This is a genomic window from Luteibacter sp. SVR4-7G (genome assembly GCF_056755555.1).
Map to the genome: position 1 here is coordinate 96,049 of NZ_JBPGXO010000005.1, position 16,815 is coordinate 112,863.

Consider the following 16,815-nt stretch of genomic DNA (forward strand, 5'->3'; position numbering starts at 1 on the left):
TCTCCTGTTAGATGGCGTTTATCCGCGTTCCCTGCGCATGGCGTGGAACAGCCGCAACCAGTCGTCCGGCCGGGCGCCGGCGCGGGCGATGGCGCGCTCGGCGAGGTCGACGGTATTGGCGGTCCCGGACAGCACCGCCAGCTCCTCGTCGAAACCACGGAGGTTCAGTTCGCAAACGGTGGAGTTTGGCCCTTGCTTGAAAAGGAAGCCGCGCAGGTTGGCTTCGACCATGTCCTTGCGGACGATGTCGTACTCGCGTTCGGACAACTTGAAACCATCGACATAGTCGTCCCTGGTCGCCTTGGCGTTGGGCAGGTAGAGCTGCGTCACGCATTGCTCGATCAGCTGCTTGCTGATGCGCGAGCGAAGCACGTCGGAGGGACTTTGCGTGCCGAAGAGGGCGAGTGCGTTGCGCTTGCGATAGGTCTTTACCGCGTCGAGTGCCTTGCTCTCGAAGTATTCGTCCATCAGCATCTTCCAGAACTCGTCCATGTTCAGGATGAAGCGGCGGCCGTCGATCAGCTGCTCCATGCGGTGGAACAGGTACATCACGGTGACCGTGCGGGTCTCGTCGTTCTCCAGGAAGTCGGTCACGTCGTAACCGAAATGGCGGCCGTCCGAGAGATTGATGAGGTCGACGGGGTTGTCGAGCAGCCAGCCCAGCGACCCGCCTGCGCACCATTTGCGGAAGCGCGCGGCGTTGCCGTCGGGGTCGGTCGGGTCGAGGAACTCCAGGATCGACGAAAAGCGCCGCGCCTCGAACGGCATGGCGTACACGCCGTTCACCGCGTCCTGCACTTCGCGTTCGCGATTGGGCGAAAAGCGGAAGGAGCTGTCGTCGCCCTTGATGCAGCGTTTGACCAGTTGCATCACCATGGCGCGGTTTCCGGGGGTGTCTTCCATGGCGCAGGGGTTGAAACCCGTGGGCACGCCGTTCTTCAGCGTGAAGTACTGGCCCCCCATGGCCTTGATGAAGATCGCCTGGCCCTGGTCCTTGTCGAACGTGAACACCGTGGGCTTGTACTTCTCCGCCTGGGCAAGCATGAAGGTCTGGATGACCGTCTTGCCCGCGCCGGTAGGGCCGAGGAGCAGCGTGTGTCCCGCCACCCGGTCGTCCGCGTCGCTCTCGGTGACGCCGCGCCGCGAGGACGGCGGCAGGTGGAAATTGAAGTAGAACGGCGTGCCCGAGGTGGTCTTCAGCAGGGTGAGCGCTGGCCCCCACTGGTTGCCTCCGAAGCGGCCATGGGGGTAGTTGTGGAAACCGGTATAGCCGACGATGTTGCTCGAACTGATCGGCGCCGGCCGCGGCCGCATGCGGAAGTTGCCCGGCAACTGCGCGAAGAAGGCGGCTTCGATGCACTCGTCCTCGCGTGCGACGAGGAATCCCGCTTCACCGAGCACGGCGCGGCTGATGGCGATGCGCTCGGAGAGTTCCTTCTGCGTGTCGCCAAGCAGCATCATGCTCAGGTGATGTTCGCCGAAGACGACGCGCCCGGCCGTGAGGTCGTCGAGCGCCTGCCCGATGTCCCCGATCTGCGAAGCGGAGGTGTCGTTGGCGTTGACCAGCAGGCGTTGCTGCTTCTGCAACGCTTCCGACGCCTTCTGCCTGCCGAACACGGCGAAGGACTGCGTGAGCACGAAAGGGAAGGGAACCGTCAGCAGCATGTTCAGGTGCCCCGGCTCGGTCCGTTCCACCTGGTACGACGCCGCGCCGAGCATGGCGCCGATGCGCAGTTGCGTCGCTCCCCGGATTTCCATCTGGTCGACGCCGAACGATACCCGGCTGTTCACCATGCCGTAGCGCGCCGATCCCTTCGGGACGGGAATACGCTGCCATTCGCCGTTCACCAGCATCGCGAACAGCTCCAGCGGTTCGGAACAGACCACGCCCTTGTGCTCGTAGAGTTCCAGGCGGCGCACGCCATAGCGCGAGAGCCCCGCCATGATGGAGTCGGTGATCTCGTCGAGGCGCTCGTTGCTCTCGTGGATGCTCTCCAGGGCGGCCTCGTGGTTGCGCCGACCGCCGAAGCGCAGCACGTTCGATTTGCCGGACCTGGGCCGGACGACGATGGTGAGGTAGTGCGAGTTGACCATCATCTCCAGGCCGCCCAGGCTGGCCCGGTACCGCTCGTTGAGGCGGCCTGCGAAATCTTCGGCGAAGCTGCCTTCGGGATAGTCGCTGCGGGCCTCGCGGACGGTGTGCATCCAGAACGCGATGTCTTCACTGGCCACATTCCGGATGAGCCCGGTAAGGGCGTCGTGCCAGGCCTGGATATCGGCATCGTCGGCGGCTTCGTGCGCGATGCCGGCGATCTTGATCGTCGTCAGCGTGTCGCCGGCCTGCGTGCGCAGGTTGTATTTCGAAACGTGCGAGGAGAACGGGATGTACTCCGCCAGCGGCTTCGACTGGTTCATCAGGGGTTGCTTCGGCGACAGCATGGTCGTCAGCGCCGCGAGCGGGTGGGCAGGGCGGCGTACGACCCGCTGCGCCAGTAGGCGCGATCGCGGTGCGTGGCCTTGGTGGAGAGCTGCAGAGCGAGATAGCGGAAAGCGCGCGGATCCCGTGCGCAGACCAGCCTCGCCAGTCCGTAGAGCACGATGCCCATGCCCAGTGCGGCGATTTTCCAGGTGATGTCGAGCTGGACCAGGTTCGCGACCAGGAAGCTCACGGCGCTGCTGCCGACGATGAAGATCAGCGCGTCCACCGGCAGCCCAAAAAGCGTGGCCGGGCGTGTCAGTCCGCCGAAGAGGGGATCGCTGCGGAGGTCGGCCATGATCAGCCTCCGGACCCATAGAGAGCGTCCACCACCTCGGTCGCGAGGCCTGCAACGACCGCACCGATGATGACCTGCCCCACGGTGGCCCACGACATGCGGCCGAAGGCGGCCAATACGCCGGAACCGATGACGGATACCACGAGGATCGCGTGCACGGCGGTCTTGATCCAGCTCACCGCGCTGTTCGATTTCGTGGTGAGGGAGCCGAGATCCTGGGCCAGCGCCAGGTCCGGGCATAACAGGATGAAAGCGAATAACGCCAATCCCACTAACGCGGGAATGAGAGCGGAACGGTTAAGGGGGAAAATCGATTTATTGGCGTGTGTCACTGCATTTTCCTGTCGATCGGCAATATGCGTTCTTGGCCCCCTCATCAGGGACCTATTGAATGAATGAAAAGCTGTTATTCCGTTATTGCAAAATCCAATCCGTGGATTTTCCGCTGCGGCGTTATTGGGTCGTCGGATCGACGCTGGTAACGAATGAAGGCTGCGGGGCGGGAGAGGCACCGGGCGCCTCCTCGCGCCGCCAGCGCGCCCGGGCGAACACGTCCCAGTGCGGCGGTTCGCCCTGCGTTTCCACGCCATGGCGCTCCATCCCTTCGCGCAGCGACTTCTCCACCGCGTCCGGCGGCTCGCCATGTGCCACCCGCGCATTCGCTTGCCGCAACATGTCATCGACGGCGTTCTGGACATCCTTCGCCCAGGCACCGTGGGCAAATGAAAGCAGCAGGAGGGCGCATCCCGGTGTTATGGGGATTTTTGTTTTGGGCATTTTCGGGAGTTATTTACCGTGGAGTGCCGTGCGATTGAACACACGGCCGCAGCCATCTCGATTGGGGATTCGATAGGCCATTAGTAACGCATGCTTTCACTGCGTCATTGCTCCCCCAAACGGGGGGTAATAAGCGCACACGCGCCAGATCGGTGACACAGTTCTCAATTCGCTCGCCATTAAAGCGCAGGGCTGACTCATCGGGTTACAAACCATGCGGAAGCGCACGGAAGCTCGCCGCGATTACAATGGCGTCCTTGACGCGCCAAAGGAACCATCCGTGATCATCCAACCCAAAGTCCGCGGCTTCATCTGCACCACCGCTCATCCGGTCGGTTGCGCGAAGAATGTGGAAGAACAGATCGCCATCACCAGGGCCAGCGGCGCGTTCGCCGACGGCCCGAAGAGCGTGCTCGTGATCGGCGCATCCACCGGCTATGGCCTGGCCTCGCGTATCACGGCCGCGTTCGGCCACGGCGCCGCCACGCTCGGTGTGTTCTTCGAGAAGCCGTCCAGCGAGACGAAGACGGGTACGGCCGGCTGGTACAACTCGGCGGCATTCGACAGGCTCGCGCGTGAAGCGGGCCTGTTCAGCCGCTCGATCAACGGCGATGCCTTCGCCGACGAGACGCGCGCGCGCGCCATCGAGATCATCAGGAACGAGATGGGCGGCAAGGTCGACCTCGTCGTCTATTCGCTCGCCTCGCCGGTGCGCAAGCTGCCCAAGACGGGCGAAGTGGTGCGCTCCGCGCTGAAGACCATCGGCGAGACCTTCACGGCCTCCTCGGTCGACACGAACAAGGACGCCGTCATCCAGGCGTCGGTCGAGCCGGCCACGGAGCAGGAAATCAAGGACACCGTCACCGTCATGGGTGGCGAAGACTGGGCGCTGTGGATCGACGCGCTGAGCGAAGCCGGCGTGCTTGCCGACAACGCCACCACCATCGCGTACAGCTACGTGGGAACCGAGATCACCTGGCCGATCTACTGGCACGGCACGCTCGGCCAGGCCAAGCAGCACCTCGACCGTACGGCGAAGGAGCTTCGCGACCGCTACGCCGCCAAGGGCCTGCGCTCGTACGTGGGCGTCATGAAGTCGGTCGTGACCCAGGCCAGTTCGGCCATTCCGGTCATCCCGCTGTACGTTTCCATGGTCTTCAAGATCATGAAGGCGAAGGGCATCCATGAAGGCACGATCGAACAGATCAACCGCCTGTTCCACGACCGCCTGTACCGCACTGACGGCAAGCCCGCGGAAACCGACGCCGAGGGCCGCCTGCGCCTGGACGACTGGGAGCTGCGCGACGACGTGCAGGGCGAGTGCAAGGCACTGTGGCCGACCGTCACCACGGAAAACCTGTGGCAGGTCACCGACTACGCCGGCTACAAGCACGACTTCATCAAGTTGTTTGGGTTCGAGGCCAAGGGCGTCGATTACGACGCCGACGTGAATCCCGACGTCCAGTGGGACGTCGTGCAGCTCTGAAGGATCAGCGCGACGCGGTGAGCTTCAACACCTGCCCAGGCTTCACCGCCTGGGTTTGCAAGTCGTTCCACTTCATCAGCTGCTCCACGCTCACCTGGTGGCGACGGGCGATGGTCCACAGCGATTCGCCGCTGTTGACCTTGTAGAACACGATCTGCGGCTCGTCCTTCGCGACGGTCTTCTTCTTCGACGATGGCTTCTTCGCGGCCTTGGCGACGGCGGGCTTCGCGTCCGCCACGACCTCGGGCGTTTCCGCTACCGGGTCGACCGGTCCGAGCTTGTACTGGTCCGCCGCCGACTTGGGCAGGAGCAGGCTCGAGCTCACCGTGCCCTTCGCGGTGCGATAAGCCGGATTGAAGTCGCGCAGGTCGTTCATCGACAACCCGGACTGCTTCGCCGCCTGGGCCAGCGACTGCGGACTCGACACCTGCACCACCTGCAACGCGTTCTCGGTATCGCGGCGGGGCAAGGAGACGTTGAAGCGCGCCGGGTCGCGCACGATGCACGCGATGGCCATGAGCTTCACCAGGTGTTCCCGGGTACCTGCCTTCATCGGCACGTCGGGAAGACCGTCGTCGCTCGTCGGACCGCCGTGCTTGTCCAGCTTCTTCTTCAGCCCGAACTCGCCCGCGTTATACGCGACGTCGACCAGGCGCCAGTCGCCCAGGTCGTCGTAGTAGCGGCGCATCATGTTCATCACGGACTCGGTGGACTTCGCGATGTCCAGCCGCTCGTCGTAGTTCTTCTCCACGCGCAGGCCGAGCGTGCGTGCCGTCTGCGGCATGATCTGCCACATGCCCGCCGGACGGTTCTTCGCACCGGGCACGTGGCGGTACTGGCTTTCCACCCAGGGCAGCAGCGCGAACTCGCCGGCAACGCTGTGCTTCATCGCCGACTTGTGGGCGTACACGATCAGCGGCAGCACCTCGTTCACGTTCTGCTCGAAGCGGTTCGGCTGCTTCGTGTACGTGCGCGCCCAGGCCAGCACCTGCGGATCGGCCTCGCAGCCGGGCATGGCGAAGCTCTCGCGCATATCGGACCAGAAGTCCGCCGGCTGGGCCGGGCGCAGGAGTTTCGGGGCCACGGCCACGTCTTCCACCGGGGCGACGGGGGCCACAGTCGCGGCAGGCTGCTGCGGCACGGGCTTCGGGACGTTGCCGGCACAGGCCGTGAGAAAGAGGGGAATCAGGGTGGGCAGGAGACGACGGTTGAGTACGTTCATGCGGTAAAGCTGTCCTTGGCCCGACGCAGCGCGGCGAAGCGCTCCGTACGCGTGGCGTGGTCCTGGCCCTGGGCCTGGACCCAGCGGGCGATGGCCTCGCTGTCCACGCGCAGGAAGGGGTTGCTGGCGCATTCATCGACCAGGCGGCTTGGCAGGCTGGGCCGGCCCTCGGCGCGAAGGCGCGCCACTTCATCGGACCGGCGGCGCAGCTCGCCGTTGTCCGGATCGACGCTGAGCGCGAAGCGGATATTGGCGGCCGTGTACTCGTGCGCGCAGCACACGAGGGTTTCCGGCGGCAGGTGGGCGAAGCGATCCAGGGAGGCCAGCATCTGCTCCGGCGTGCCCTCGAAGAGGCGGCCGCAGCCGACGCTGAACAGGGTATCGCCGCAGAACAGGAAGCCTTCGCCCGCGTAGGCGATGTGCGAACGGGTGTGACCTGGCACGGCCATGACCTTGAACGAGGCCCTGGGCGCATCCAGTGTGACCGTGTCGCCGTCTTCGACGATCTGGGTCTTGTAGGGAATGCGTGTGTCCGGACTGGCGTACACCTCGACGTCGTGCTCGCGCACGAGATCGAACACGCCACCGATGTGGTCGTTGTGGTGGTGGGTCAGCAGGATGGCCGTCAGCCGCCAGCCGCGCTCGGCCAGCGCGGCTTCGACGGGAGCGGCTTCGCCGGGATCCACGACGAAGGCATTGCCATCGTCGTCGGCGACCAGCCAGATGTAGTTGTCGCTCAAGGCCGCGACGGGGACCCAATGCATCGGGCGGACTCCGTTACGTCGATAGGGCGCGAACACCCAAGGAATGGCCGCCGGGGAGTGAACCGGGCGGGGCCGCCGGACTATATCAGCCGGGTATATCTCGCTCGTTAGAAACTCATTAACCGCTGTGCCGACCTCCAAACCGTTTAGACTCGAAGCACATGGTCCAGTTCAGTCCCGACATTTACGCGAGCCCACAAATCGGCAAGCTCCTCGCCGATGAGGCGCGAGTGCTCGCCCCATTTCTGGCGCGCTGTACGGGGGAGCACGGCCTGCACCTCACGGCGGCCGCCCAGGGCGAGCCGCCGGCGATACCGCTCCTGGGCCACTGGGCGACCCTTCGCGTGGCCGGAGCGGTCCTGGGCGGCGACATACGGGCCAGCGGCCTGGAGGCGCTCCCGTTCATAGACGAATCTTTCGGCGTGGTCCTGCTGCGCCACGCCCTGGAAACCACGGCCCGGCAGGACAATCTCCTGGACGAGGCAATCCGCGTGCTGGCACCCGGTGGGATGCTGGCCATCACCGGCATCCACCCTGTGGGGCTCTGGTCGCCCTGGGTGGCGAGACAGAGCCGCGGCATCCGTCCGCGCCTCACCTGGCCGTGGTGGTGGAGCCAGCGCCTCGTGCGCGACGAGTTCGAGCTGTCGATGCCCCGGCGCGTGGGCAGCGCCTGGCCCCGCGCCGGAGGCCAGGCAGCGGGCGAATCGCTGGTGGGCGGCGGCTATCTCCTGGTGGCGCGCAAAAAGCGCCCGGCAGCGGTACCCTTGCGCGCCCGCGTCGCGGCCGTGCCCGCACCGATCCCTGGAACATTGGCTTCCGGCGCACGCCGCAACGCCCGCGAACCCATAAGCTGACTTAGTACTACATGACCGATACCGTTGAAGCGTTCACCGATGGCGCCTGCCTCGGCAATCCCGGGCCCGGCGGCTGGGCCGCACTGCTCCGCGCGAAGGGCATCGAGAAGATGCTCTCCGGCGGCGAAGCCGAGACGACGAACAACCGCATGGAAATGATGGCGGCCATCTCGGCGCTCGAAGCGCTGACCCGCCGCTGCAACGTGCACCTCATGACCGATTCGAAATACGTGATGCAAGGCGTGCAGGAATGGGTGCCGAAGTGGCGCCGCAACGGTTGGAAAACGGCCGACAAGAAACCGGTGAAAAACCAGGACCTGTGGATCCGCCTGGACGAGGCGGCCGCCGCGCATACCGTCACCTGGGAATGGGTGAAGGGCCATAACGGCCACGTGGAAAACGAGCGCGTGGACGTGGCCGCGCGCGACCAGGCACTTATCTACAAGGCGAAAGGGAAGGTGGCATGAGGCAGGTCGTGCTCGATACGGAAACCACGGGCCTCGAAGCGCACCTCGGTCATCGTCTCATCGAAATCGGCGCGGTCGAGATGATCGGCCGCCGCCCCACCGGGCGCACGTTCCACACGTACCTCAACCCGGAGCGCGCCATCGACGAAGGCGCGCGGGAAGTCACCGGCATCCAGGACGAGTTCCTGCTGGACAAGCCGTTTTTCCGCGACAAGGTGGACGAGTTCCTCGAGTTCATCCGCGGCGCGGAACTGATCATCCATAACGCCGCGTTCGACGTGGGCTTCATCAACGCCGAGCTGAAGCTGCTGGGCGAGCACTACGGGCAGGTCACCGACCATGCCACCGTGCTCGACACGCTGCTGATGGCGCGCACGATGTACCCCGGCCAGCGCAACAGCCTCGACGCGCTATGCAAGCGCCTGGGCGTGGACAACGCGCACCGCGACCTGCACGGCGGCCTGCTCGACGCGCAGTTGCTGGCGGACGTCTATATCGCCATGACCTCGGGCCAGGTGGCCCTCGACTTCGCCTTCGACGCCTCCGCCGACGACCGCGGCGCAAACATCCTCGGCGACATCGTGATCACCCGCCGGCCGATCGTCCTGCGCGCTTCCGACGAAGAACTGGCCCTGCACGCACAACGCCTCGACGCCATCGACAAGGCGGCCGGCGGCCAGAGCATCTGGCGCAAGCTGGAACCCGAAACGGCCGAGACGGTCCACTGATCGTCGCCCCTGCGCAGGGCGGGGCCAGTGACTACTGCACATCGTCGCCCCTGCGCAGCAGGGGCCCAGCGACTTCGGCGCACGAGGCAACTTGGTGCGCGAATGAATCCATTAGCCTGCTGACACAGGCTCACGCCTTGAGCGGCTACGCCGCAGCAATCTCGACGTGGCGGCGAGGCCACCAGCCGTCGCCCTCGCCGCGGAGACTTGCGTCGTTTGCGAATGATCGTAAGTCCGACGCACGCATCATCCCGCACATACAAGCAAGAAACACCGCTAACGGCACACCTCAGTAGCGCCTACAGACAACACGAACGCCGTTAGATACTCTCGGGCCGTTGCCTGCGTTGTCGACACACGAAAACGCGACGCAGGCGGCCATCGCTTGATGCGATGAAGTAGCGCGAACCGAAGGTGCGGCAAACACCTCCGGCTCGCTGACCAAAACCAACCGACATTAAAAGAGTATTGATTTTGGCTACCCCAGATCATACGGCACCCGCGCGCCCACCGGCCCCTCCGGGTGATACCCTCAACCTGTAAGGGCTTTCTGCCGAACAGGCAGAGGCGTTGTAGAACCGCGGTGCTCGCCGTGCACTTGAGACATTTCTTACCGTCGTAACCGACGCGATCGGTTGTGCCGGTGGAACGCGGCTTGCGTCGCATCTTCATCAATCACGCCGCCCGGTACTCCCAGGTGCCGGTGAAGCTTCGTGTTCCCTATGGTCCGCGGCGCGTCAATTCCTGGCGCGCCGCGTTTGGGCGAGGCGCGGCGCAAGCAAGGAGCAAACGATGAGCGGTCACAAAGAACTCGAGCTCGACCCGCATGCGACACCGCACGACTTGCTGAATCTCGCGACCGAATGGTTGCAGTACTCCAAGGGCATCACCGAACTGCTCGCCGAACTCGTGTACGAATCGGACAATTTGAACCCGCAGCAGATGGCCATGGGCCTGGAGGCCGTGGGCAAGATGACCCACATGGGTTTGCAATGCGCGTCGACGGCGCATGTGCGAATCCAGTGGGAGGAAGCCAAGGCCAAGGCCGAGTGGAAGCTCGTTTGAACGCTCGAGGCGACACTTTCATCCGCGGAGGGCTCCCTACTAAGACCGCCGTCGCACTCGCGTACGCGGGTGCCCGGCGCCCCAATGGTCTACGAAGCCGAAGTCTGATCGTCTTTACAAAACGATCAACCGGCAGCCCGCAACAGAATGGCCGTGATGTTGTCGCGCCCGCTTCCGTCCAGCGCTTCGAGCAGGAGGTGATCGACACACTCCTGAGCGGCGATGTCCGTTCGCGAAACGATCTCGCCGATCCGCCGGTCCTCGACCTCGTCGGTCAGGCCGTCCGTGCATAGCAGGAGGCGTACGCCGGCGGTGAGTTCGCCCCGAGCCAGACCGATGTGCAATTGGTCGGGCGAGGTAATGCCGAGCGCCTGCGTCAGCACGCTCCGCTGAGGATGAATCCGCGCCTGCTGTTCGGTGAGTTCGCCGGCTTCGACCAGGGCTTCGACGATGGAGTGGTCGTGCGAGAGCCGCTGGAGAGCGCCGTCCCAGCGGTAGATCCGGCTGTCACCGACCCAGGCGGCTTCGTAGTGCTGCCCTGAGATGCGGACAGCCGCAATGGTCGTTCCCATCGGCCGGGACTCGGCGAGGCCGCTGGACCGGGCGATCAGCGCCTCGTTGACCCGCTGGATGGCGTCTACCAGCGACTGCCCGGCCGCCACCTGGGCTACCACGCCGTCGCGCGCCGTGGCCGAGGCCACCTCGCCATGGCGGTGCCCGCCCATGCCGTCCACCACCAGGAACAGCCCGAGGCCGGCGTCGGCGTAGTAGGTATCCTCGTTGCGCGTGCGGCGGAGCCCCGTGTGCGTGCCGTGTCCGAACTCGATCATGTGGGCCTTGGAAGATCCTGGGGAAGGGCGCCATACGCGCCCGGATGCCCCGGCAGGATGCCGCATCGAAACCCTGTTGTCACGGCAGGGAAGACCCACTATGATTGCGGGCCCGGCAGGGCTCAAACCCTGCCGTCGACCGTTCCCGGAGAGGTGGCAGAGTGGTCGAATGTACCTGACTCGAAATCAGGCGTACGTGTAAGCGTACCGTGGGTTCGAATCCCACCCTCTCCGCCAGAAACAGTGACTTACGAGGCCCCGCAGTGATGCGGGGCCTTCGTTTTCCAGGCCTGTATAAAATCCCGCATAAAATTCCCGGCCTTTCCCTGCTCTTCGCCGCGGGCTCGCACGGCGTCGATGAACGTCCTCGAGGGATACTCCGGGTCATAGACCAGGACGTGCTCGCGTGCGCGGATACAGTCCGCTCGCTGCCGAGCCGCAATCAGCTCGGCGAAGCGCGCCAACCAATGCTCGGCGGCGCATTGCACGCTGTGCCGTCCGTCGAATGCCCATATTTATGGGGGTCTTTGGTTCTATTTGTTCTCTGTGACCCAACCTTCCATACATTCGATTAGCTCAGCGATCGGAAGGTTTTCAATATCTTCATTTGAGAATCCTTCGTCCGTCAGCCGATCGAAATTGTCAGCACGGAAGTCCGAAAACGCGCCGGAGATCTTGGTTGGTCCTGAAGCTTGTAACTTGCAGGTGTTCTTGAGCCAGTTTCGAACGACCGCGATGACTTTATAGGGATCGTTGTCATGGCTCTCGATATCCATCCCTGACAGGTCCGACAGCGCAGCCTTGTATCTGTGCCTCTCTGCTTCCAGGACCAGAGATCGCTTCCCTTTCAGGCCGCCGCGCCCAAACTTCCTGCAACCAAAATCGATGCCTAACTCAAAAGGCATGTTCAGCCGATACAGTTCGCCGGCGGTGCTTGCTTCAATGCGCGATATGTCATGAATGGCGTACTTCGATTCGCGAATCAGATCGACGATCTTGTCGAGCCGAGCCTCGCCGCCATCCAAGGCCTCGAGTGCGATTCTAGGTTTCATGCTCAGATAAACAATCGTAAAAATGAGAGGGCGTAGTAAGGAGAAGTATTCGTCATCGAAGGGGCAGTTAATGAAGACGTTATCCTCGAACGCCATTGAGATCACCTCTTCTTTGGCGACTGTCCATGTGTCGTGTCGCGATAGCTTGTTTTATTCTTGATGGACCCGTCCCGGCCATGGACGTAGAGCTCAGTCCCTTCCTTCTTTGCCAAGGCTCGGCCGTAGCTCACTGCTTCAGCTTGGGTATCGAAGGTGCGCGAAGCGCGCGAGGATCCGCGCTTTCGTACGAGCCAGCCGCCGGAAAGGCTGGGGGTGACGTGTTTGCTTTCTTTCTTCATCGAGGTGCGCCTTCAGTCACTTGCAGGTCGGGTGGAGTGACCAAGCCCGCTCCCATGATAGAACAAGGTATTACCAGCAGGGACGCGGCCTAGCCCGTGCTCGAAGCTAGGCGAACACCGTCAGGCGTAAGCGAAGCCGCTACAAGCCAAGGCTCCTAGGCACATGGCAACCTCAAGCGCCCCGCCAATGCCAGCGTAACGCCATGCGTCCCCCCGCTGGTACGCCAACCCCACGGAGTCGATATGCCCGATCTGAAGCCCACCCTGAAGCGCGCGGAAGAGCGCGGCCTCGCCGTAGCCCACTTCAATGTGTCCGACCTCGCCGTCCTCAAGGCCGTGTCGTCATCGGCCCGCGAGCTGAACCTCCCGGTCATTGTCGGCGTTTCCGAGGGCGAGCGCGACTTCGTTGGCGTGCGCCAGATTGCGGCGTTGATACGGAGTATTCGCGAGGAGTTCGATTTTCCAATCTTCCTCAATGCAGACCATACTCATTCGCTGGCCAAGGCGATCGAAGCAGCCAAGGCTGGATTCGATGCGGTCGCTTTCGATGGTTCCGCGCATCCGCTCGATGAAAACATTGCGATGACCCGCAAGGCCGTCGAAGAACTCAAGGCGATCAACCCCGATATCCTCGTCGAAGGCGAAATCGGCGATATCGGTTCGGGCTCGGAAATACACGATGTCGCGCCCGATCTGTCCAAGAGCCTGACCACGCCCGAAGAGGCCACGCAGTTCGTCAGGGAAACCGGGGTGGATATCCTTGCGGCCGCGGTAGGCACCCTGCACGGATTGTTCCGCGTAGCCCCGGGCCAAGCTCCTCCGCGTCTCGACATCGATCTCATCGGCAGGATCAAGGCCGCGACCGGCGTCTTCCTCACGCTGCACGGCGGCTCGGGTACGGCGGACGACGACTTCACGCGTGCCATCGCCGCCGGGATGAGCATCGTCCACATCAATACCGAACTGCGGCTCGCCTGGCGGCAAGGCCTCGAGAAGGGCCTGGCTGAGCGGCCGCATGACGTGGTTCCTTACCGCATCCTTCCTTACGCCGTCGACGCGGTGAAGCAGGTGGCGATGGCTCGCATGCGTTTGTTCAATGGCATGCATTGAGGCCGCTATGCGGTGGCACGCCTTTTCGACTTGATCAGCTCCGTGTCCGCCGCTCGATAGCGTCGATCTGCCGGGCGATTTCCTCGACTCGCTTCTCGTAGAAGCAGGCCGGGATATCCGCTTCGATGCCGAGCTTCTCGAGGAGGCTGACCGCCTTGTGCGACAGTTCGACGAACCCGTGCCGCCTCGCCCGGACGGCGATCGAGCAGGCGCGGAAGCGCAATTCCACCAAGTCACCCTGGTGGGCGGCTTCGCTCATGGCTGTCGAATCGAGGATCAGGTCTGTCCAGGCCATCACCCATTCCGCCGACGCGTCCATCGCAGCTCCCATCGCTGTTTACAGGGATGAATGATGGGCTTGGCGGGTGAAGATGCCGAAAACGTGCCTTTCGGACTGTGAAGAGCGTTCAGCAGCGGCCGAGGCGTCGTCGATCTGCGTGCAGGGAGCGTGTTGGCGATGTGGACGTGTCTTGCCGCGGTTCACAAATCCAGCGGATCGTTCTCGTGCGACTCGTCCATCCATCCCCGCCTCCGGTGCAGCACCCATTCGACATGCTGGGCGAACAGCGCGTCGATCGGGGCCCCGTGGTCCATGTCGGCCAGGCGCTGGGCCGTTACGTTCCCGAGATGCTGGGCCTGTTCCTCATAGCCGGCGATGCCCTCCCGCTCCAGTTGGAGGAGGACGGCGCGCAGGTTCACGTGTCGGGCGGTCTGGAGTTGCATAGGCAATCGCTTTGTTAGCTGTCTCGTCATCGGCAGTCCTCGCAATAACTTGAGATGTGATCGTCATCGTGACGCGGACGCGACGGTACGCCGAAACGGCAAAGGCGACGCTCCCATCGCACCGAAGCATCCGGTGCGCTTGCTCGTGCACATCGGAGTCACTAATGAACGACGAATCTCGCACTCACCGCCCCCAATCGGGCGACCGCAACAACAACTACGTGGCCAAGAACGATCAGCCGGTACATAAGGATCGGGATAAGAAGATCGAGAAGGGTGAAGAAAAGATGGAGAAGTTGCGCAAGCGCGACGAAGGCATCCGTTGAGGACGTGAACGATGAGGGCCCTGCGTGGCATCAAGCACACCATCAAGTCGGCGGTGGAGGGGTTCAGCGACGACGAGCTCATGACGCGCGCGGCCGCGCTGTCCTTTTACGCGGCCTTGTCGTTCGCGCCTCTGCTCCTGCTCCTGGTCTGGGTAGTCTCGATGCTGCATCCGGCCTGGCAAGGCGAGCTCTCCGAGGCGCTGGCAAGCGTGGTGGGCCAGAAGGCGGCCGAGGCCCTCAACGGCGTGATCGCCAGCGCCAAGTCTCATCCGAAGCTGGGTGACCTTGCGGGCATCGTCGGCATCGCCGTGACGCTGTTCGGCGCCTCGGCGGTGTTCGCCCAGTTGCAGGCGACGCTCGATCGCGTATGGCGCGTGAAGGCCAAGCCTGGCGAAGCCGTGGGAGCGTGGTTGCGGGCCCGGGCGCGCGCCTTCGCACTGCTGGGCGGCATCACCTTCATGCTGATCATTTCCTTCATCGTCAGCGCCGTCATCCAGGCGCTGGTGCGTGGGGACGGCGCCGTATGGAAGGTCGTGGAGTACGCCATCTCGGTGCTGGTTTTCCTTGCCGCGTTCGGGGCCATGTACAAGGTCCTCCCCGACGCTCTCATCGACTGGAGTGAGGCGCTCATCGGGGCGGTACTGACGACGGTGCTCTTCCTTGCGGGCAAGTACACGATCGGCCTGTACATCCAATACGCGAACGTCGGCGGTGCCTATGGTCCCGCGGGCGCATTCATCGTCCTGCTTACCTGGACTTATTACTCGTCGATCATCGTGCTGATGGGCGCCGAACTGACAAGAGGCGTGGCCGATGCACGAGGCAAACCCATCCGTCCCAGCGAGCACGCGGTGCGCATCGAAGCCGCGCCCGCCGAACTGCCCGAAGAAGGACCGGCCGAGCACGCCGGGCGGGCGTAATATGCTGGCTGCAAGCGGCGCCTGCGTCGCCGCGACGGGTCCCTGAGCATGCTCCAGAAAGTCATCCCGGAGCGTCAAGAAGAACCGGCCATGCGCGAGGTGCTCGATGGGCGCCGGCGGGGCCTGTCCGCCCTGTTGCCTTTTGCGGGGCCGGCCATCGTCGTATCCGTCGCCTATATCGACCCCGGCAATTTCGCCACCAACATCCAGGCCGGCGCGCGCTACGGCTACGGCCTGCTATGGGTGGTGGTGCTCGCCAACCTCGTGGCGATGCTGTTCCAGAGCCTGTCGGCGCGGCTTGGTATCGTCACGGGGCGCAATCTCGCACAGCTCTGCCGGGAACGGCTGCCGAGGCCCCTCGTCTACCTGATGTGGGTGGTCAGCGAGATCGCCGCCATGGCGACCGACCTCGCCGAGTTCCTCGGCGGCGCCATTGGCCTGGCCCTGCTGTTCCACCTGCCGTTGCTGGTGGGCATGGGCATCACCGCGATCGTCACCTACGGCCTCCTGCTGCTGGAAGGGAAGGGCTACCGCCGGCTCGAGCTCGCCATCGGCGCGATGGTAGGGGTGGTGGGCCTGTCTTACCTCGCCGAGCTGTTCATCGCGCCGATCGGCTGGAAGTCGCTGGCCGAACAGATCTTCGTTCCCAACCTTCCCGACAGCATGGCGATCGCCATCGCTGTGGGCATCATCGGCGCGACCGTGATGCCGCACGCCTTGTTCCTGCACTCGGGTCTCACCGAACGCCGCGCGCGCCCCAAGACCACGGACGAGCGGCGGCGGATCATCCGCCTGTCGAACCTGGAGGTGGTGCTGGCGCTCTCCGTGGCCGGGCTGATCAACCTGGCGATGGTGGTGATGGCCGCCGGTGCGTTCCATGGCAGTCATCCGGACGTGGCGAAGATCGAGACGGCCTACCAGACCCTCGTGCCGTTGCTCGGTGGGGCAGCGGCGACGATTTTCCTGGTTTCCCTCATCGCCTCGGGTTTTTCCAGTTCCGTCGTGGGCACGATGGCGGGGCAGATGATCATGCAGGGCTTCGTCGCCTTCCACATCCCGCTGTGGCTGCGCCGATCGATCACGATGCTGCCGAGCTTCGCCGTGGTGCTCGCCGGCGTGGATGCCACCCATGCCCTGGTGATGAGCCAGGTGGCCCTGAGCATCGCGCTGCCGTTCCCCATGGTGGCGCTGGTGTGGTTCACCAGCCGCAGCGACCTCATGGGCGCCTTCCGCAACCGCGTGCCGGTGACCGTCGCCGCCAGCATCGCCGCCCTGGTGGTGCTGGGACTCAACGTGGTGCTGCTCCTGGATGCCTTCGGGGTCGTCTCGCTCTAGGCGCCAAAATGCTAACCTCCCGCGCCTGACCGACCGGAGATTGC

The 16,815-nt window shown here is 64.0% G+C and carries 20 protein-coding genes and 1 tRNA gene; 10 read left to right on the plus strand and 11 right to left on the minus strand.

Going from position 1 to position 16,815, the window contains the following annotated elements; translation table 11 throughout:
* Window positions 1-18: 18 nt before the first annotated feature.
* From ACR9ZH_RS03415 to ACR9ZH_RS03430, 4 genes are all read right to left on the minus strand, one after another.
* A complete protein-coding gene (locus ACR9ZH_RS03415; RefSeq protein ID WP_481289351.1) occupies window positions 19-2,415 on the minus strand; it encodes a VirB4 family type IV secretion/conjugal transfer ATPase in 2,397 nt (798 codons plus the stop codon).
* Window positions 2,416-2,444: 29 nt separating this feature from the next.
* A complete protein-coding gene (locus ACR9ZH_RS03420; protein WP_481289352.1) occupies window positions 2,445-2,774 on the minus strand; it encodes a VirB3 family type IV secretion system protein in 330 nt (109 codons plus the stop codon).
* 2 nt (window positions 2,775-2,776) lie between these two features.
* A complete protein-coding gene (locus ACR9ZH_RS03425) occupies window positions 2,777-3,106 on the minus strand; it encodes a TrbC/VirB2 family protein (protein ID WP_481289353.1) in 330 nt (109 codons plus the stop codon).
* Window positions 3,107-3,227: 121 nt separating this feature from the next.
* Window positions 3,228-3,449: a hypothetical protein gene (locus ACR9ZH_RS03430; RefSeq protein WP_481289354.1), complete on the minus strand. Its 222-nt coding sequence runs from the start codon at window positions 3,447-3,449 to the stop codon at window positions 3,228-3,230.
* 382 nt (window positions 3,450-3,831) lie between these two features.
* Here ACR9ZH_RS03430 and fabV point away from each other — a divergent pair, with 382 nt between their 5' ends.
* Window positions 3,832-5,037 carry an enoyl-ACP reductase FabV gene (fabV, locus tag ACR9ZH_RS03435; protein WP_481289355.1) on the plus strand — a complete coding sequence of 402 codons (1,206 nt, stop codon included), beginning with the start codon at window positions 3,832-3,834 and terminating at the stop codon, window positions 5,035-5,037.
* Window positions 5,038-5,041: 4 nt separating this feature from the next.
* Here the strand turns inward: fabV and ACR9ZH_RS03440 are convergent, their stop codons facing one another.
* Together ACR9ZH_RS03440 and gloB are read right to left on the minus strand one after the other, a co-directional pair.
* Window positions 5,042-6,259: a transglycosylase SLT domain-containing protein gene (locus tag ACR9ZH_RS03440; protein ID WP_481289356.1), complete on the minus strand. Its 1,218-nt coding sequence runs from the start codon at window positions 6,257-6,259 to the stop codon at window positions 5,042-5,044.
* Window positions 6,256-7,023, minus strand: a complete 768-nt coding sequence (gloB, locus tag ACR9ZH_RS03445) for a hydroxyacylglutathione hydrolase (protein WP_481289357.1) — start codon at window positions 7,021-7,023, stop codon at window positions 6,256-6,258. Before gloB ends, ACR9ZH_RS03440 begins: the two co-directional genes overlap by 4 nt.
* 230 nt (window positions 7,024-7,253) lie before the next feature.
* Here gloB and ACR9ZH_RS03450 point away from each other — a divergent pair, with 230 nt between their 5' ends.
* The 4 genes from ACR9ZH_RS03450 to ACR9ZH_RS03465 all read left to right on the plus strand — a co-directional run bounded on the left by ACR9ZH_RS03450 (window position 7,254) and on the right by ACR9ZH_RS03465 (window position 10,137).
* Window positions 7,254-7,877 (plus strand): methyltransferase domain-containing protein, encoded by a 624-nt coding sequence (locus tag ACR9ZH_RS03450; RefSeq protein ID WP_481289358.1) that lies wholly within the window; start codon window positions 7,254-7,256, stop codon window positions 7,875-7,877.
* Window positions 7,878-7,888: 11 nt separating this feature from the next.
* Window positions 7,889-8,344: a ribonuclease HI gene (gene rnhA, locus ACR9ZH_RS03455; protein ID WP_167023301.1), complete on the plus strand. Its 456-nt coding sequence runs from the start codon at window positions 7,889-7,891 to the stop codon at window positions 8,342-8,344.
* Window positions 8,341-9,072, plus strand: coding sequence for a DNA polymerase III subunit epsilon (gene dnaQ / locus ACR9ZH_RS03460; RefSeq protein ID WP_481289359.1), 732 nt, complete (start codon window positions 8,341-8,343; stop codon window positions 9,070-9,072). Before rnhA ends, dnaQ begins: the two co-directional genes overlap by 4 nt.
* 792 nt (window positions 9,073-9,864) lie before the next feature.
* Window positions 9,865-10,137 carry a hypothetical protein gene (locus ACR9ZH_RS03465; RefSeq protein ID WP_481289360.1) on the plus strand — a complete coding sequence of 91 codons (273 nt, stop codon included), beginning with the start codon at window positions 9,865-9,867 and terminating at the stop codon, window positions 10,135-10,137.
* Window positions 10,138-10,262: 125 nt separating this feature from the next.
* Here ACR9ZH_RS03465 and ACR9ZH_RS03470 read toward each other — a convergent pair whose 3' ends face one another.
* Window positions 10,263-10,967: a PP2C family protein-serine/threonine phosphatase gene (locus tag ACR9ZH_RS03470; RefSeq protein ID WP_481289361.1), complete on the minus strand. Its 705-nt coding sequence runs from the start codon at window positions 10,965-10,967 to the stop codon at window positions 10,263-10,265.
* A 147-nt stretch (window positions 10,968-11,114) separates the two neighbouring features.
* Here ACR9ZH_RS03470 and ACR9ZH_RS03475 point away from each other — a divergent pair.
* Window positions 11,115-11,204, plus strand: a tRNA-Ser gene (locus ACR9ZH_RS03475).
* A gap of 296 nt (window positions 11,205-11,500) precedes the next feature.
* On the opposite strand, the gene ACR9ZH_RS03480 is transcribed toward ACR9ZH_RS03475, so the two are convergent.
* Complete coding sequence (locus ACR9ZH_RS03480; protein ID WP_481289362.1) at window positions 11,501-12,115, minus strand: hypothetical protein; 615 nt, start codon at window positions 12,113-12,115, stop codon at window positions 11,501-11,503.
* Window positions 12,116-12,120: 5 nt separating this feature from the next.
* Complete coding sequence (locus tag ACR9ZH_RS03485) at window positions 12,121-12,357, minus strand: DUF2188 domain-containing protein (RefSeq protein ID WP_481289363.1); 237 nt, start codon at window positions 12,355-12,357, stop codon at window positions 12,121-12,123.
* A 243-nt stretch (window positions 12,358-12,600) separates the two neighbouring features.
* Between ACR9ZH_RS03485 and ACR9ZH_RS03490 the strand changes: the two genes are divergently transcribed.
* Complete coding sequence (locus ACR9ZH_RS03490; protein ID WP_481289364.1) at window positions 12,601-13,467, plus strand: class II fructose-bisphosphate aldolase; 867 nt, start codon at window positions 12,601-12,603, stop codon at window positions 13,465-13,467.
* A gap of 34 nt (window positions 13,468-13,501) precedes the next feature.
* On the opposite strand, the gene ACR9ZH_RS03495 is transcribed toward ACR9ZH_RS03490, so the two are convergent.
* Window positions 13,502-13,762, minus strand: a complete 261-nt coding sequence (locus ACR9ZH_RS03495) for a hypothetical protein (protein ID WP_481289365.1) — start codon at window positions 13,760-13,762, stop codon at window positions 13,502-13,504.
* Window positions 13,763-13,947: 185 nt separating this feature from the next.
* Window positions 13,948-14,190 carry a hypothetical protein gene (locus ACR9ZH_RS03500; protein WP_481289366.1) on the minus strand — a complete coding sequence of 81 codons (243 nt, stop codon included), beginning with the start codon at window positions 14,188-14,190 and terminating at the stop codon, window positions 13,948-13,950.
* 164 nt (window positions 14,191-14,354) lie between these two features.
* Between ACR9ZH_RS03500 and ACR9ZH_RS03505 the strand changes: the two genes are divergently transcribed.
* The 3 genes from ACR9ZH_RS03505 to ACR9ZH_RS03515 are packed head-to-tail and all read left to right on the plus strand — an operon-like array spanning window position 14,355 to window position 16,771.
* A complete protein-coding gene (locus ACR9ZH_RS03505) occupies window positions 14,355-14,516 on the plus strand; it encodes a hypothetical protein (protein ID WP_481289367.1) in 162 nt (53 codons plus the stop codon).
* An 11-nt stretch (window positions 14,517-14,527) separates the two neighbouring features.
* Window positions 14,528-15,436 (plus strand): YihY/virulence factor BrkB family protein, encoded by a 909-nt coding sequence (locus ACR9ZH_RS03510; RefSeq protein WP_481289368.1) that lies wholly within the window; start codon window positions 14,528-14,530, stop codon window positions 15,434-15,436.
* 48 nt (window positions 15,437-15,484) lie between these two features.
* A complete protein-coding gene (locus ACR9ZH_RS03515) occupies window positions 15,485-16,771 on the plus strand; it encodes an Nramp family divalent metal transporter (protein ID WP_481289369.1) in 1,287 nt (428 codons plus the stop codon).
* The last annotated feature ends 44 nt before the right edge of the window (window positions 16,772-16,815 follow it).